The organism is Halopseudomonas sp. MFKK-1 (assembly GCF_027474385.1).
GTDB lineage: Bacteria > Pseudomonadota > Gammaproteobacteria > Pseudomonadales > Pseudomonadaceae > Halopseudomonas > Halopseudomonas aestusnigri.
Map to the genome: position 1 here is coordinate 3465664 of NZ_CP114836.1, position 16234 is coordinate 3481897.

The 16234-nt window shown below is 59.8% G+C and carries 12 protein-coding genes; 7 read left to right on the forward strand and 5 right to left on the reverse strand.

Annotated features, from left to right (window positions below; genetic code table 11):
• Positions 1 to 33: 33 nt before the first annotated feature.
• From sixA to O5O48_RS16040, 3 genes are read right to left on the reverse strand one after another with little or no spacing between them, the layout of a single operon-like run.
• Complete coding sequence (sixA, locus tag O5O48_RS16030; RefSeq protein WP_088275259.1) at positions 34 to 504, reverse strand: phosphohistidine phosphatase SixA; 471 nt, start codon at positions 502 to 504, stop codon at positions 34 to 36.
• Positions 501 to 812 carry a DUF4389 domain-containing protein gene (locus tag O5O48_RS16035; RefSeq protein ID WP_228246257.1) on the reverse strand — a complete coding sequence of 104 codons (312 nt, stop codon included), beginning with the start codon at positions 810 to 812 and terminating at the stop codon, positions 501 to 503. Before O5O48_RS16035 ends, sixA begins: the two co-directional genes overlap by 4 nt.
• The gene (locus O5O48_RS16040; protein WP_269687595.1) at positions 809 to 1861 is read right to left on the reverse strand and encodes an NAD(P)H-dependent glycerol-3-phosphate dehydrogenase; all 1053 of its coding nucleotides are present in this window, start codon (positions 1859 to 1861) and stop codon (positions 809 to 811) included. Before O5O48_RS16040 ends, O5O48_RS16035 begins: the two co-directional genes overlap by 4 nt.
• Before the next feature lie 135 nt (positions 1862 to 1996).
• On the opposite strand from O5O48_RS16040, the gene O5O48_RS16045 reads away from it, so the two are divergent.
• The 7 genes from O5O48_RS16045 to O5O48_RS16075 all read left to right on the forward strand — a co-directional run bounded on the left by O5O48_RS16045 (position 1997) and on the right by O5O48_RS16075 (position 12532).
• Positions 1997 to 4189, forward strand: a complete 2193-nt coding sequence (locus O5O48_RS16045) for a TonB-dependent receptor plug domain-containing protein (RefSeq protein WP_269687596.1) — start codon at positions 1997 to 1999, stop codon at positions 4187 to 4189.
• 79 nt (positions 4190 to 4268) lie between these two features.
• Positions 4269 to 5141, forward strand: a complete 873-nt coding sequence (locus O5O48_RS16050) for a hypothetical protein (RefSeq protein ID WP_088275267.1) — start codon at positions 4269 to 4271, stop codon at positions 5139 to 5141.
• Complete coding sequence (locus tag O5O48_RS16055) at positions 5138 to 7066, forward strand: ATP-binding protein (RefSeq protein WP_269687597.1); 1929 nt, start codon at positions 5138 to 5140, stop codon at positions 7064 to 7066. Before O5O48_RS16050 ends, O5O48_RS16055 begins: the two co-directional genes overlap by 4 nt.
• A 146-nt stretch (positions 7067 to 7212) precedes the next feature.
• On the forward strand, positions 7213 to 8772 hold the full coding sequence (locus O5O48_RS16060; protein WP_233049461.1) for a class I adenylate-forming enzyme family protein: 1560 nt from the start codon (positions 7213 to 7215) through the stop codon (positions 8770 to 8772).
• A 344-nt stretch (positions 8773 to 9116) separates the two neighbouring features.
• On the forward strand, positions 9117 to 9632 hold the full coding sequence (fabA, locus tag O5O48_RS16065; RefSeq protein WP_088275273.1) for a 3-hydroxyacyl-[acyl-carrier-protein] dehydratase FabA: 516 nt from the start codon (positions 9117 to 9119) through the stop codon (positions 9630 to 9632).
• An 11-nt stretch (positions 9633 to 9643) separates the two neighbouring features.
• Positions 9644 to 10861 carry a beta-ketoacyl-ACP synthase I gene (gene fabB, locus O5O48_RS16070; protein ID WP_269687598.1) on the forward strand — a complete coding sequence of 406 codons (1218 nt, stop codon included), beginning with the start codon at positions 9644 to 9646 and terminating at the stop codon, positions 10859 to 10861.
• A gap of 213 nt (positions 10862 to 11074) precedes the next feature.
• Positions 11075 to 12532 carry a methyl-accepting chemotaxis protein gene (locus O5O48_RS16075; RefSeq protein WP_269687599.1) on the forward strand — a complete coding sequence of 486 codons (1458 nt, stop codon included), beginning with the start codon at positions 11075 to 11077 and terminating at the stop codon, positions 12530 to 12532.
• 51 nt (positions 12533 to 12583) lie between these two features.
• On the opposite strand, the gene O5O48_RS16080 is transcribed toward O5O48_RS16075, so the two are convergent.
• Both O5O48_RS16080 and O5O48_RS16085 read right to left on the reverse strand, forming a co-directional pair.
• On the reverse strand, positions 12584 to 14635 hold the full coding sequence (locus O5O48_RS16080; protein WP_269687600.1) for a TonB-dependent receptor family protein: 2052 nt from the start codon (positions 14633 to 14635) through the stop codon (positions 12584 to 12586).
• A gap of 345 nt (positions 14636 to 14980) precedes the next feature.
• Entirely contained in the window at positions 14981 to 16171 is a 1191-nt protein-coding gene (locus tag O5O48_RS16085) for a multidrug effflux MFS transporter (RefSeq protein WP_228246248.1), read from the reverse strand.
• Positions 16172 to 16234 lie beyond the last annotated feature (63 nt).

Consider the following 16234-nt stretch of genomic DNA (forward strand, 5'->3'; position numbering starts at 1 on the left):
ATCCCAGCAAGCGGTGGCCTACAAGCGTCTTTATCAGGCGCCTTGCTCCGCCGGCGTGCGCTGCAGCACCAGTGATCCCAGTCCGGCGGCAACAAAGTCGGTTTCGATGCAGACCAATGCGGCGGTGGGCATCGGCACATGGGCACGGCGATGCCCCTCGCACAGCAGACTCACCAGTTGACTGACGAGCGGCTGATGACTGACCAGCAGCAGGTTCTGCTCCGGTCGCTCGGCCAGATAGCGCAGCACGTCGTTCGGCTCATCATCCGGCGTCAGCCAGGGTGCGGTGGCTATTGCGCGCTCAAACCCAATCTGCGAGCGGACCAGTGCGGCGGTCTGCTGGGCTCGCACATAAGGGCTGGCGAGAATACCGTCCAATGGTTGCCCCTCAAGCAGCGAGGCCATCAGACGCACTTCAGCTTCTCCGGCGACCGTCAGCGCACGTTCCGCGTCGGTGGCAGCCTGCGCCGCAGCCTGGCCGTGGCGCATGATCCAGATTCTCACTCAGCCTCATCCTCCGGCTGCCGAGTCCAGCGCGCACCTGACGCAGGCCAGTCACTGAACGGCCAGGGTTTCTGCTCGCTCACGCCAGTCAGATAGCGCCCAGTCTGCCAGGCATACTGGGAAAAACTGTCGCCCCAGCCGGCACAATCGGCGTCGGGCGCTCCGGTAAACAGGCGGTAGCCAATCTGGACCAGCGCAATCACCGCAATCGCCACTTCGGCGACCTGCCAGGCGAGAGCAAAAAACAGCACATAGACCAGCCGCAACCAGAAGTCGGCGCTGCACAGGTTATCGATAAACGAATTCACGAATTTTCCTCACGATTGATGGGCGCGGTCGACATCACGGCAGCGAACTCGACATCACTCTTCTGCTCGGCGGACATCAGCTTGGCAATTACGGCAGGCAACGGCTGGTTGTCGAAGACAATGGCGTACAGACCGGCCACCAGCGGCATGTAGACGCCCTCCTGTTCCGATTTCTGTTTCAGCACCTTCAAGGTATTGACGCCCTCTGCCACCTGCCCCAGCCGGGCCACGCCCTGCTCAAGGGTTTCGCCCTTGCCCAGGGCAAAGCCCACCTGGAAGTTGCGCGATTGCGGCGAGGTGCAGGTCACAATCAGATCACCCACCCCCGCCAGACCAAGGAAGGTCAACGGGTTGGCACCCATATGCACGGCAAAGCGGGTCATTTCGGCCAGTGCCCGGGTTATCAGCATGGCCTTGGTGTTTTCCCCCAGGCCGAGCGCCGATGCCATGCCGGCAATGATCGCATAGACATTCTTCAGCGCGCCGCCCAGTTCAACGCCATAGCGGTCCTGGCTGGCGTACACCCGCAGGTTGCGCCCACCCAGTACCGCCTGCACATCACGGCACAGTTGCTCGTCCTCACTGGCCACCACGGTAGCCGTCAGTTCTCCGGCCGCCATCTCCTTCGCCAGATTGGGACCGGACAGCACAGCTACCCGAGCCTGCGGCGCCTCCTGCTCGACGATCTGACTCATCATCAGAAAACCGGGCTGCTCAATGCCCTTGGTGGTGCTGACCACCTGTTTGCCGGCGAGCAGAGGTCCGATGTCCTGCAGCACACTGCGGAACGCACTGGACGGGATAGCCAGAAATACCAGGTCCGCCGAAGCGATAGCTGCTTCAATGTCGGTGGTAACCTGCAACCTGTCGTCAAGCACATAGCCCGGCAGATAGCGCGGATTTTCATGGGTTTCAACAATCTGACGGGCCACATTCGGGTCGCGCAGCCAAAGTGAGACAGGCACCCCTTCCGCAGCCATCAAATTGGCCAGCGTGGTGCCGAAACTGCCGCCACCCAGAACGCAGACGGGCGCTTTACGGTCGGTCATGCAACATCCTTGAACAATGAATCTGGCGCCAGTATAAGCCGAGCACGTCAGATCGCGCGATTTGGCTGTGTAAAAAGGGCGATGGCTGGGTAATATGAGCGAGCTTAAACCAACAAGAGCACAGTGCCGCGACCTATGCCTGCTTTCAGACGAACACTTCCGATCGCCCTGCTGGGTGCCATTCTCCCGTTACATGCTCAAGCGCTGGATGACGCGCTGCTGCTGGGGGAGGTGAAACTGCCAACGGTACTCAGTGCGACGCGCCTGAAGCAAAGCGCTGCGGAGGTCCCCGGCAGCATGACGGTCATCGACCAGCAACTGATTCGCGCATCCGGAGCCCGTGATGTGCCTGAATTGATGCGTCTGGTCCCAGGCATGATGGTCGGCTACAACAGCGGCAACGTAGTCAACGTCAATTATCACGGCACCAATATCACCGAAGCCCGGCGCATGCAGGTGCTGGTAGACGGTCGCTCTGTCTATCGCCCGGGTCTGGCTACTGTTGACTGGACCGATATCCCGCTGGCTATTGAGGATATCGAGCGCATCGAGGTGTTCCGCGGCCCCAATACCGCGGCCTATGGCGCCAATGCCCTGATGGGCGTGATCAACATCGTGTCCAGCCGACCGGAGTTCGGCCAGGGCAGCCGCATCAAAGTCACGCGCGGCAACCGCGGTGTCAGCGACGTCTACGCCAGCCAGGGCTTCAGTTTTGCCGGATCGCACGCTCGTCTGAGCCTGTTCGGCAAACAGGATGACGGTTTTGACTTTGATGAAGATGGCGCGGACTACCGCGACGGGCGCCGGCTGGACGCCTTAAATCTGCTCGGCACCACCAACCTTAACGCAACCCAGACCCTGACCTGGCAACTCGGCGCCAAGGAAGGTACCAAGCAGCGCGCCAACGATTACTCCGAGATGGCAGAGCCGATAGACTCAAGCTACGAGTTCGACCGGCAGATGTACCTGCAGCAGAGCACCGACTCTGATATTTCAGCCAAAGACTATTTCGTCCAGCTGAACTGGAAAAACGACATCAGCCCGAACCATCAGATTCAGGTCAACACCTACGCCCAGCACATGGAGCGCCTGAGCCACATGCTGGCATGTGACTCGCCGATCGTCTTCTCACCGGAAATGCGTGAGCTCTATCTGATCGGCAATGTCTATACACGGCGCATGAACTACATCCTGCGCAACCGCGCGGGAGTGTGGGCAGATCGCGACTTTTACAGCAACTGGCTGGTCAACAGGGACAATCTGGACCCGGCCTATCTGCCGCTGGTCGACAGCATCGTTGCCCAGCACAACGCCATCCGTAATGGTCCTCCGACCTGCTTCAACCTGAACGAAAACCTGCGCGAAACCCGCTACGAGGCCGAGGTTCAGAACACCCTGCAGATCAACGACGCCCTGCGAACGGTATTCGGGGCCAACCTGCGTTACGATCAGGCAAAATCCGAAACCTACTTCGGTGGCAAGGTGGAAAACTCGGTTGGCCAGCTGTTCGGTAACCTCGAATATCGTCTGGGCGAGCACTGGCTTCTGCACGCCGGGGCCATGGCCGAACAGGATCGACTCAGCGGGTTTTCCTTTTCCCCTCGTCTGGCCGCGCACTACTTTCTCGCCCCGGCCCACAGCCTGCGAGCTGTCTACTCCGAGGCAGTGCGCTCACCGGACATGTATGAAAACAACGCTTACTGGACCTATAAGCCCAGCAATCTGACTGGCGCACCAACCACCGGTGAGAGCTACTACGCCCTGGCCAAAGGCCCGGGCGACCTTGAGCAGGAGGAAATGCGCTCTTGGGAGCTGGGGTATAACGGCACATTCCACCGGATCGGTCTGAACGTCGACATCAAGGCGTTTTACGACGAAATCGACAACATGATCAGCCAGCCGCTTCAGGTAGTGAACTTCGAGCCGGATAACAGCAGTTTCGCTCACTTCAGCGGCGTGGAAGCCCAGACAGACTGGCGCCTCACCGGGCAGGACCGCCTGCGCCTGACCTATGCCTATGTCGACTTCTATGCCAGCAATCGCCTTGACCAGCGTCTTACCGCCCGCAACAGCGGGTCAGCTGCCTGGCTGCGCAGCTGGGGTGGCGGCATCGACACCAGCCTCATCTATTATGGGTCAGACATGCTCAATGAGCGCCGCTTCGAGCGTCTTGATGGGCGAATCGGCAAGCGTTTCGATATTGGCCGAACCAGCCTGGAGCTTGCAGCAAACTGGCAGTATCGACTGGACGACGAGGCACTGACCTGGTCAGAGAACCTGTACGACAGCCCCAGTCAGTTTTATCTGACAGCTGACTTCAGGTTTTGAGCAAGCGCTTGGAGCGAACCTACCGATTGACAAGACACGGACTGTCACCATGCTTTTTTGTGCATTCAGGAGCAGGCGAGTGAAACGCTGGCTGGCGGCGCTGCTGGTGTGTTGCCTGCCGGCGCAGGCTACCATTGCCGAGCAGTATGCCGTGATCATGCCCGGCACCTCGGCACTGACTCAGCAGTTCATGGCGTCACTGGGCAATGCCCTGCCCGAAGACCGAATCATCGAGTTGTCAGTAAACGACGCGGTACCGGAAGGTACCGATCTCGTCATCACCATGGGTCGGCAAGGCCTGGAGGCTCGCCTGCAGCAGCCCGACGGGCTGCCTACACTTGCGACCTACGTCACTGCCGAAAGCCTGCTCGCCACAGCCGCAGCAGACAAGCCGATGCACGCCCTGCTGGCCAACCCCAAGCCCGCGCGCCAGGTGGCTCTCGCCAAACTGCTGGTACCCGGTATACGACGCATCGGCATCCTGCTGACCGAGCAAACCCAGGCTGGGCTGCCAGAATGGCGCCAGGCCGCCGCGCAACAGAACACCGACCTGGTAAGCGTCACGGTTGACCCCCAGCAGAATCTGACCCGCAAGCTGGTCGACATCATTACCGACAGCGACATCCTGCTCGGCACCGATGACTCGCTGATCTACAACGCAGACAATCTGAAGACAATCCTGCTGACAAGTTACTCACGCAGCAAGGTGCTGATCGGCCCCAGCGCACCATTCATCGATGCGGGCAGCCTGACCACGACTTACAGCAGCCCCGACGACATGGCGCGCAGCACCGCCTGGCTGATCAAGCAGGGAGTGCCCGGCAGCGGCAGCTCCTACCCAAAACATTTCTCCGTTCTCAGTAATGCCCAGGTAGCACGCTCACTGGGTATCCCACTGCCGGACGACGCCACCCTCGCCCAACGCCTGGCCGAGCTGGAGCACGCGCAATGAGCTTTCTGCAACGTGGAACCATATACAGTCGCCTGATCCTGATAGCGACATTACCCGCCCTGCTGATGGGCGTGGTCGGTTTTACCTTTTTCACCACCGCACGCCTGGACGACGTCAACCGGGAGCTGCAGGTGACCGGTCAGCTGATTGCCGACCAGCTTGCCCCAGCGGCCGAGTACGGTGTGATCAGCGGTAACCTGGATACGCTGGAAAGTATGGTGACGGGCGCACTGAACGTACCGCATGTACGGGAAGTAACGGTCTATGACCGCTCAGGCAAGCAACTGCTCAAACTCAACCGCGACCACAGCGAGGAGACAGAGCTGCAGGTATTTGTCGCCGATATCATGCGCCAGCGCATCCCGCTGCAGAACGACCTGTTCCTGCTTGATGCCCCGGCGGCGTATCAGGACGAACAGCAACGCTACCTGGGTCAGGTACAGGTCGGCCTCAGCAACGCAGCCTTCATCCAGCGCCAGCAAAGCATACTGCTCAAAACCCTCGCCCTTGCCGCACTGGTACTGGCAGCAACTCTGGTGCTGGCCATCCGTCTGGCCAAGGTACTGGCCGACCCGATGGAGCGAATGGGGCACGCCGTCTCGCAACTCCGCAAGGGCAAACTGGACACCCGTCTGGACGTTACCGATGAACACGAGATCGGGCATTTGATGCACAACATCAACAGCCTTGCAGCGACCCTTGAGCGCGCCGAGAGCCAGCAGCAAGGGGCCATGCAGGATCTGGTGACCGCCCGCGAGGGAGCCGAAGCAGCCAACCGCGCCAAATCCGAGTTCCTGGCGATGATGAGCCACGAGCTGCGAACCCCCATGAACGGAGTTCTGGGCATGCTGCAGTTATTGGAAACCACCGATCTGAACAGCGAACAGAGCGAGTATGTGCATATCGCCGGCGAGTCGACCGACCATCTGCTCAAGGTGATCAACGACATCCTCGACTTCTCGCGCATTGAGCGCGGCGCGCTGGAACTTGAAGAAATTGCCTTTAACCTGCCCCAACTGATCACGTCATCGATCAATGTCTTCGAACACACCGCGCGCCAAAAAGGCTTGCGCCTGCTCTGCAACCTTACCGGGCACGAGAGCTGCGAGGAAGTCATCGGCGATCCGACACGCATTCGTCAGATTCTGGTCAATCTGGTCGGTAACGCGCTGAAGTTCACAGAACAGGGACAGATTGAAGTCAATGCCAGCTGGCGGATGACAAGTACCAACGAACTGTGGCTGGAGTGTGCGGTAATCGATAGCGGTATCGGCATCTCACCCGACCGTCTGGAAAGCATGTTCGACGCGTTCCAGCAGGCCGACAGCAGCACCTCCCGGCGCTTTGGGGGCACCGGCCTCGGGCTGTCCATCGCCCGTACCTTCGCCCGCAAGATGGGGGGAGACCTCACGGCCAGAAGCCGCGATGGGGAAGGCTCCTCCTTCATATTCAGCATTCCGCTCAGAACCACCGGGCACGCCACAGGGCAATCGCTGGAACCGGCACTTCCCCGCCCCGCCTTCAATCAACGCCCAGTACTTCTGGTGGAAGACAACCCGGTCAACCAACTGGTCATCCAAGGCATGCTGAAGCAGACGAATATCCTGTTAGACATCGCCGATACCGGCGAAAGCGCCCTGCGGATGCTTTGCGAACGCCCGGAGCGCTACGCCGCCATCTTGATGGACATTCACCTGCCGGACATCGACGGTCTGGAGGTCTGCCGACGCTATCACGCCCACTGCCGGGCCGAGGGCTGGATGGCTGCACCCTGTGTTGCTCTGACCGCCAGCGCCCTTGATATTGACCGCCGGGACTGCGAAGCCGCCGGCATGCAGGGTTTTCTCAGCAAGCCGATCAGCCGCCCGGCGCTGCTTGGCGCATTGGCCGCCTGGACAGAAACCGACAGCCATCATTCAAGCTGATCGCTTAACATTTCATCAACAATTAAGCGCCCCGGGACGCTGGATTCGACTTGACCAAATCGGGAGACTAGATGACGCAAACGACTGTCTCATCCCGACACAGACAGCCTGCTCTAATAAACCCAACAAACTCGAGCGTCCAGATCATGTCAACCGTTACCCTTGAATCGCCCTACACAACCCTTCCCGCCCTGATTGCCATTCATGGCAAGGATCGCGCAGAGCATCCCGCGCTGATCGAAGGCGAACAACGGATGACTTATCGGCAGCTGGACGCGGAAGCAAACCGCGTTGCGGCAGCATTGCAGCGCGACGGTGTAGAGCCCGGCGATGCTATCGCCATCTGCGGCAGCAACTCGATCAATTATGCGGTGCTGTTCGTCGGCGCCCTGCGCGCCGGCGTCACCGTCGCCCCGCTGGCGCCTTCATCCACCCCGGAAAGCCTGCTGGGCATGCTCGCCGACTCCGCCGCGAAACTGTATTTCGCCGATGCCAGCGTCCAGAGCGCCATGGCCGGCGTCCGGGATCGCCTCAGCATGCCGCTGATCAGCATGGACAACAGCGGCAGTGAAACGCACTACAGCGACTGGCTGGCAGAAACGGGGGCGGTACCGACCGCGGTAGAGATCACACCGGAGATGACTTTCAACGTCATCTACTCCTCCGGCACCACCGGCGAGCCGAAGGGCATCGTGCAATCCCATGGCATGCGCTGGTCGCACATCCAGCGCGGCTTGCCGTTCGGCTATGGTCCGGACTGCCGCACCCTGATCTCCACCCCGCTGTACTCCAACACTACCCTGGTCTCCTTCCTGCCGAGCATCGGTCTGGGCGGCACCGTTGTACTGATGGCCAAGTTTGACGCCGAGCGCTACCTGAAACTGGCCGAACAGCACCGCATCACCCACACCATGCTGGTACCGGTTCAATATCAGCGCATCATGGCCCGCCCTGACTTCGACAGCTATGACCTGGACAGCTACGTCATGAAGTTCAGCACCAGCGCCCCCTTCCATGCCGAGCTCAAGGCCGACATTCTCAAGCGCTGGCCGGGCGGTCTGATCGAGTTCTACGGCATGACCGAAGGTGGTGGCTCCTGCATGCTGGCGGCCCACACCTACCCTGACAAGCTTGCCACCGTGGGTATGCCACTCGACGGCCACGACATGCGGGTTATCGATGAAGACGGCGTTGAGCTGCCGCGCGGCGAGATCGGCGAGGTAGTCGGTCACTCGCCGGCGATGATGGCCGGCTACCTGAACAAGCCGGAGAAAACCGCAGAAGCCGAGTGGTACGACAGCACCGGCAAGCGCTTCATCCGCACCGGCGACGTCGGTCGTTTCGATGAAGAAGGCTTCCTGACCCTGATGGATCGCCGCAAGGACATGATCATCAGCGGTGGCTTCAACATTTACCCCAGTGACCTGGAGGCCGAGCTGCGCCAGCATCCTGACCTGCAAGACGTCACCGTGGTCGGCGTCGCCTCAACCAGTTGGGGCGAAACCCCGGTGGCCTACGTCGTGCCCTTTGCCGGTCGTGACGTCGATGCCGAACAAGTGCAAGCCTGGTTCAACGAGCGCGTCGGCAAGACCCAGCGTCTGAACCGCGTCATCATCACCGACGAGCTGCCACGCAGCGCTATCGGCAAGGTACTCAAGCGCGAACTGCGCGACCAGTTCCTGGCCGAGAACGGCGTTCTGGCCTGATCCTTCCTGCTCTCCCGCAGGCGGGTCAGGACACAGAAACTTTGTCCTGACCCGCCTTCGCGGGTATCCTCAACGCCTCATCACACGCAAAACGTGGATGTTGTGACTTTCTTGGCAGGCGCTGAGTCTGAGCTTACGCGAGCAAAAAACGCTCAGCAGCCAACCGAAAGTGCAGTGCAGGCCGGCCTGCAGCGTGCATTAGCTTGACTCAGGTCATGCCAATGGCACAGCGAACGCCTTCAAGCTCATTTATCATGAGTGACCGCGCGCACTTTCGGATGCTTGCTGACACAGAACAAGCCGAATCAATAGTGCCCCGAAGACGGGGACGAGCAGGAGCCTCTATGACACGACAGAATGCGTACACCCGGGAAGAGCTGCTCAAATGCAGCCGTGGCGAGATGTTTGGCCCCGGAAACGCACAACTTCCAGCCCCCAACATGCTGATGATTGACCGTATTACCCACATCAGCGAGACCGGCGGTAAATACGGCAAGGGTGAAATCGTTGCCGAGCTGGATATCACCCCTGACCTGTGGTTTTTCGCCTGCCACTTCGAAGGTGACCCGGTCATGCCCGGTTGCCTCGGTCTCGATGCCATGTGGCAGCTGGTTGGCTTCCACCTTGGCTGGCTGGGCTTCCAGGGTCGCGGTCGCGCACTGGGCTCCGGTGAGGTGAAATTCTTCGGTCAGGTCCTGCCTACCGCCAAGAAAGTGACCTACACCATCCACATCAAGCGCACCATGAACCGTGCCCTGACCCTCGGCATCGCCGATGGCAGCGTTGCCGTCGATGGTCGCGAGATCTACAGCGCAGAAGGTCTGCGTGTGGGTCTGTTCACTTCTACCGATAGTTTCTGAGGATCATCACTATGCGTCGCGTCGTGATTACCGGCATGGGCATCGTTTCCTGCCTGGGCCAGGACCTGGACTCCGTTTCTGCCAGTCTGAAAGAGGGCAAATCCGGCATCCGTTTCAATCCCTCGTACGCCGAGATGGGTCTGCGCAGCCACGTTTCCGGCTCCGTGGACATCGACCTTGATGCCGCCATCGACCGCAAGGTCAAGCGCTTCATGGGTGATGCTGCCGCCTACGCCTACCTGTCCATGCAGCAGGCCATCGCCGATGCAGGCCTGGCTGACGATCAGGTGAGCAACGTGCGCACCGGTCTGGTTGCCGGCAGCGGTGGCGCCTCCACCCTGAACCAGATGGAAGCCATCGACATTCTGCGCGAGAAAGGCGTCAAGAAGATCGGGCCCTACCGCGTGCCGCGCACCATGGGCAGCACCGTTTCTGCCTGTCTGGCGACGCCGTTCAAGATCAAGGGCGTCAACTACTCCATCTCCTCTGCCTGCGCCACCAGCGCGCACTGTATCGGCCACGCAGCTGAACTGATCCAGCTGGGCAAGCAGGACATCGTCTTCGCTGGCGGTGGTGAAGAGGAACACTGGTCTCAGACCATGCTGTTCGACGCCATGGGCGCCCTCTCCACTCAGTACAACGAAGCGCCCGAAAAGGCGTCCCGCGCCTACGATGCCAACCGTGACGGCTTCGTCATCGCTGGTGGCGGCGGCATGGTCGTTGTTGAGGAGCTGGAACACGCTCTGGCCCGCGGTGCCAAGATCTACGCTGAAGTGGTTGGCTACGGTGCTACCTCCGACGGTTACGACATGGTCGCACCGAGCGGCGAAGGCGCAGTGCGCTGCATGCAGCAGGCGCTGGCGACCGTCGAAGGCACTATCGATTACCTGAACACCCACGGCACCTCTACTCCAGTCGGCGACGTTGCCGAACTGAAGGCGATCCGTGAGGTATTTGGCGATAAGGCACCCAAGATCAGCTCCACCAAGAGTCTGTCGGGTCACTCGCTGGGGGCTGCCGGCGTACAGGAAGCGATCTATTGCATGCTGATGCTGCGAGACAACTTCCTGACCGCCTCGGCCAACATCGAGGAACTGGACGAAAACGCCGGCGATCTGCCGATTCTGCGTGAGCGTCTGGATCAAGCCGTTGATCTGATCATGTCCAACAGCTTTGGTTTCGGTGGTACCAACGCCACCCTGATTCTCAAGCGCTGGAACGACGCGTGATCCTGATCCGCTGAAAAAGAGCCGCAGCTTTCGCTGCGGTTTTTTTGCCCACCGATCAGGCATCCTGCCCCACCTTCTGCACCACAACCACGCACGCTGCGCAGCCAGGAGCGGCACAATACCCCACTGCACGCATTATCCAGGCACTGGCTTGGTTTTTGCTTGCCCCTTGAATAATGGCAGAGTGACACAAACCGCCGACAAGGAGTACGTATGGGGATCTTCAATATCGCCCGCTACAACCGCGAGTCAGGCAGCAGCACAGATGCACTGTTGAAGGATATGAATCTCGCTGCCGAGCTGCCGCAGCAGTACGGCCCGCTAGCACACCTCAACACATTTGCCCGGGAACTCCAGAAACGCATCACCCTGAGTCTGCATGCCGCGGTGGGTATTGCTGCACACGCCCCCGAGTTGGCGCGCATCGCCGCCGACAGCCGTGCCCATGGTGAACAACTGGCCCAGTCTTCAGAGGAGATTGCCAGCGCCACCGAACAGGTCAGTACCACCCTGGACTCTGAGCTGGTTCCCGGAGCAACTGCGGTTTCACAACTGTCCAGCGAAGTCAGCACACAATTGCGACAGTGCGAGCAGGACAGCAGTAATGTTCTCAGCCAGGTCGATACCATTAATGGCTGCGAGAGCGAGCTGACCGCCCAGATCGGTGAAATCGGCAAACAACTGGAAGAAATCACCCAGGTCATCGGCATGATCGCCAACATCTCCCAACAGACCAACCTGCTGGCCCTCAATGCCGCCATTGAGGCGGCCCGGGCCGGCGAACAGGGACGCGGCTTTGCCGTGGTCGCCGATGAAGTCCGCACCCTGGCCGGCAAAACCACTGCCGCGACCGACAAGGTGGCCGAGATCATCGACAACTTCCGCAGCGGCATGCAGAACCTGAACAACGCCAGCGCGCAGATGCAGGCAGCGGTCGCCAACGGCCGCGAACGCATCATCAGCATGGATCGCAGCCTGAGCGAAGCGACCTCAGCCATGGGGCAGCTGGATCAGCGTATCGCCAGCATTGCCAGCGGTGCAGAGCAAATCGGCGCTGCGGTGCGTTCGGTGAGCCAGGATGTGCAGAGTGTTGCCGGGGTGGCCAGCGCGATGATGCAAAAAGCCTCCTCGGTACTGGAGCACAGTGAGGCAGTGCGCAGTGAGGGCGACCGGCTACTGGAAGGTCTCGGCGGCTTCCAGCTTGGTGTTCATCAGGTGATCCGCCAACGCGTCACCGAAATGGCCGCCAGCGCCGAGCTGGCCCGTGGCGGTGCCAGCGCAGAGCAAGCCATGCGGCGCTGGATTGATCAGGACGGTCGATTTGAGCTGCTGTATCTGGTTGGCGCAGATGGTGTGCAGGTCAGCGAGAACATTCTGAGTGCCGACCTGCAAGACGGCAGCCGCAGCAGTGCACGGGGTAAAAACTGGTCAAACCGCCCGTGGTTTTCAAACGTACGCGATACGCTTTCGCCGTTTATCAGCGACGTTTACCGCTCCGCCGCTACCGATGGCTTCTGCTTTACCCTGTCGGCGCCGGTGCTGGATGAACGCGGACAGCTGCGATACGTTCTGGGGGCCGATATCCGCCTTTCTGCGCTGCTCCAGGAAGGACACTCGCCGCAGGCGCATGGCAGAGTAAACGCGCCTGAAACGCATCCAGTCTGGGCGTAGAAACCAATAAGCCATAGCCGGGCAGCCGCGACAAGGCTGCCCGGCCTGCACTCAGAAGCGGTAATTCATACCCACTTCAAACGAGCGCTCGGGGCCGACATAGATACCCTGACGCAAGCCGGTAATGTAGCGCTTGTCGGTCAGATTCTTAACCGCACCCTGCAGACGCAGATGATCGTTCACCTGATACTGAGCCAGCAGGTCGTACAGGGTATAGGAGCGAATCTGACCACCCCAAATACCACCCTCGGCGCCAGACGGAATATCCTTGCGATTGCCGGCATCACCAAACTGCTCGCCCCGATAATGCACATTGAGCGCACCACTGAAGCGACCATCGGTGTAATTAAGCCCACCGTTGGCCAGGTATTCCGGCGCATAAGGCAGACGGTTGCCTTTGTTGTCACCAGAGCGGAATTCGGACTCGGGCACCCAGGTCAGGTTGGTATCGATACTGAAGCCACCACCCAGCTCAACGCTCAACGCAGCTTCAAGACCGTAATGCAGTGTCTTGCCTGCATTGGACTGCGACAGGTTCGGATCACTGTTGCCCGTTACGACCTGATTATCGAAGTTCATGTAGAACGCAGTGACGTCATAAGTGTAGGCACCATTGCTGCCACGCAGACCAAACTCATAGTTGTCTGAACGCTCACCGTCGAGCTTCTGATCTACCAGGCCGTCCAGTGCAACGCCGTTGGATGCAGGAGAGAACGCGCGGTAGGCACCACCGTAAAGCTGGGCAGCGGGCATCAACTGATAGGTAAAGCCGATTCCGGGCAGCCACTCGGTGTTGGAGGTGGTTTCAGATGCACCGTTATCGGTAAGCACCTTGCGCTTCTGCTCGTAGGACTCAACGCGCAGACCGGGCGTAATGGCCAAGCGCTCGCTGAGCACAAAGCGGTTTTGCACATAGGCGGCAACGCTCTCAGCACTATCCTCCAGATGACGGTCGTTGATACCGGTACGATCCTGATCGCGCGTGGCCCGGATACGCTTGTCATCCGACTCTTCCTGCATAAAACGCAAGCCAAACTCGGCCTCGCTCATCAAGCCGAATAGATTGTGATCCAGCATCAGCCGCGTTTCTGCACCCAGGCGCTCAAAGCTGCGATTGTTTCCAGTCAGCGAATCGGTATAAACCCAGCGACCAGCCGCATTGGAGGCCGCGGTATCTACCGAGTAACGCCAATAATCACGTGTCATCTCGCTCCAGTAGACCAGCGTCTGAAGAGTCGCCTGGTCGGACAGGAACCATTCGTGGTTGATATCAAAGGCACGGCGGTCAGTCAGAAAGTAATCGTCCGGTGCAGGATTGTATGTACGACCATCCCTGTAGTCCTGCAGGAACATTCCGCGATAGGAGATATTCGCGTCGTTCTCGTACCATGAGAATTTGACGCCGAGGTTCTGGTTCTCGCCAATCGCGCTACCGGCCTTCAGCATCAGATCGGTCATATCGTAGTCGCGGTCAAGAAAACCGTCGCTGCGCGCCTTAGTTGCGACCAGACCTGCGTAGGCATCGCCTGACAGGCTGCGACCACCGGCTTCGAGGGTAGCCTCACGAGTGTTGAACGACCCGATACGGGTGGACACTGCAACACCCTCAGGTGTTTTGGTCTTGTAGTTGATCACCCCGCCGATCGTCGAGGGGCCGTAGCGCAGGGACGACGATCCCTTGAGCACCTCAACACCTTCCATGCGCTGAATACGGGGATTGTAGTAGCGGTCATTTCCGATGAACAGGCCGGGCGCAACCGGAACACCGTCTTCCAGCACCAATGACTTGGACTCGCTGGCCGACAATCCGCGAATACCGATATTGCTGACCACTGCAGACTCTTCCTCGGTCTTGACGTTAATCCCGGGAATGCGACGCAGCACATCCTCTGTCGAACTCGGCTGCAGACGTTCAATTTCTTCCCGAGTAATAACCACGACGGCGCCGGTCTGGCGTGAACGGTCGTCTTCACCGTAACCGACAACATCGATTACAGGAAGGGTCAGCGTAGTTTCAGAGTCGGCAAGGGCATTGGCCGGCAGGGCTGCAGCGGCTACGGCAATCGCCACCAGGTGGCGCGCAAAAAACGGTGTTGTTTTCATGTGTGTTCCTGTTACTGAAATAGAATCTCCCCTCCCGGAGAGCACGAAACTGCACTATCCAAAGGCAAGGGCAGCACCAATCTCGGCCAGCAATCTAAATGCAAATGATAAATATTGTAAATTAGATAGATTGTTTAATTATATTTCGGTAGCGAAACATACTGCGCAAGGGAATAAACTGCAGGCGCGGCGCACCGCCCCGCCCCGCCGGATCAGGCTGGCAGCACAACTGCAAGAGAGGTAGAGCGCCACATACCCGTTATGACATACACAGGTGCAGCAAAGGATCAGAGCTGGTCGTCGCTGCGACGACCAGCGTCAGCACAATACGATGACCTCAAGCGGTCAGGCAGGCTCCGTTAATTGACGAGCACTCACGCGCCGGGCCATCAGCGCCATCAGCACGGTCAGCCCCCCGCAGACCGCCATCACCCCCGCCATCGGCATGGCGCTGTCGTCGTGCAGCACCCCGACCAGCGCCGAGGTGATACCGGCGATGATGAACTGCATGGTGCCCATCAGCGCCGAGGCTACACCGGCCTGATGGCCGTGTCCCGCCAACGCGCAGGCAGACGCATTCGGCAGCAACAGGGCGATAACACCAACACTGGCGTACAGGGGTGGCATGAACAGCCACAGGCTATCCACATCAAGCCAGGCAACCAGCAGCAGCGTCCAGGTTGCCAGCATGTAGACAGCGGCGATGCGCCTGATCAGTTGCAGCTGGGTCCAGCGGCGTAACATGCGGCTATTGAGCTGTGCCGACAAAATAAAGCAGGTCGCTACACTGCCAAACAACCAGGCGAAGCTGTCTGCCGGAACCTGAAACAGCTCCATGAACACATAAGGCGAACCGGCGATGTAGGCAAACATACCCGCCATCGCGACCCCGCCGGTCAGCGCATGAAACATGAACAGAGGCTCGCGCAGCAGCTCCAGGTAGCGTCCAAGCGACGTTCTCAGCGGCGGTGGCGTCAGATGCTGCGGCAGGGTTTCCGGCAGGAAGAAATACACCGCCAGGGCAAAGATGGCGGAAAACGCGGCCAGGAACAGGAAGATGCTCGACCAGCCGGCGAAAATCAGCAAGGTGCTGCCCAGCATCGGCGCCAGAATCGGCGCCACCCCCATGATCAGCATCAACTGGGAAAACGCCTTGGCTGCATCAATTGGCGCACACAGATCGCGCACCACTGCCCGGTTGACCACCATGCCCGCACAGCCACCCAACGCCTGAGCGAAACGCGCGGCAAGCAGCCATTCCAGAGTCGGGGCGAACGCACACGCCAGCGAGGCGAGGCAAAACAGGCCGATACCGAACAGCAGCGGCCCCCGGCGCCCATACAGGTCAGCTAGCGGACCATAAACCAGTTGCCCACTGGCCAGCCCGAGGAAATAGACCGACAGGCTCAACTGAACCTGCTCGGGGTCTGCCGCCAATGCGGCGCCAATGGCCGGAAAGGCAGGCAGATACATGTCGATGGCAAGCGGGCCAAAGGCACTCAGGCCACCCAGAATGAGCAGGATGTAAAACGGCATGAAACGGATATCCGTGGTAGCAATCGCCGTGCAACAGCGCACTGGTGCCATTGCAGAGACAGT

Excerpts from the sequence above, each read along its gene's own strand:
- O5O48_RS16040 (WP_269687595.1), bottom strand. The coding sequence starts at position 1,861 with ATGACCGACCGTAAAGCGCCCGTCTGCGTTCTGGGTGGCGGCAGTTTC.
- O5O48_RS16045 (WP_269687596.1), top strand. The coding sequence starts at position 1,997 with ATGCCTGCTTTCAGACGAACACTTCCGATCGCCCTGCTGGGTGCCATT.
- O5O48_RS16055 (WP_269687597.1), top strand. The coding sequence starts at position 5,138 with ATGAGCTTTCTGCAACGTGGAACCATATACAGTCGCCTGATCCTGATA.
- O5O48_RS16060 (WP_233049461.1), top strand. The coding sequence starts at position 7,213 with ATGTCAACCGTTACCCTTGAATCGCCCTACACAACCCTTCCCGCCCTG.
- fabA (WP_088275273.1), top strand. The coding sequence starts at position 9,117 with ATGACACGACAGAATGCGTACACCCGGGAAGAGCTGCTCAAATGCAGC.
- fabB (WP_269687598.1), top strand. The coding sequence starts at position 9,644 with ATGCGTCGCGTCGTGATTACCGGCATGGGCATCGTTTCCTGCCTGGGC.
- O5O48_RS16075 (WP_269687599.1), top strand. The coding sequence starts at position 11,075 with ATGGGGATCTTCAATATCGCCCGCTACAACCGCGAGTCAGGCAGCAGC.
- O5O48_RS16080 (WP_269687600.1), bottom strand. The coding sequence starts at position 14,635 with ATGAAAACAACACCGTTTTTTGCGCGCCACCTGGTGGCGATTGCCGTA.
- O5O48_RS16085 (WP_228246248.1), bottom strand. The coding sequence starts at position 16,171 with ATGCCGTTTTACATCCTGCTCATTCTGGGTGGCCTGAGTGCCTTTGGC.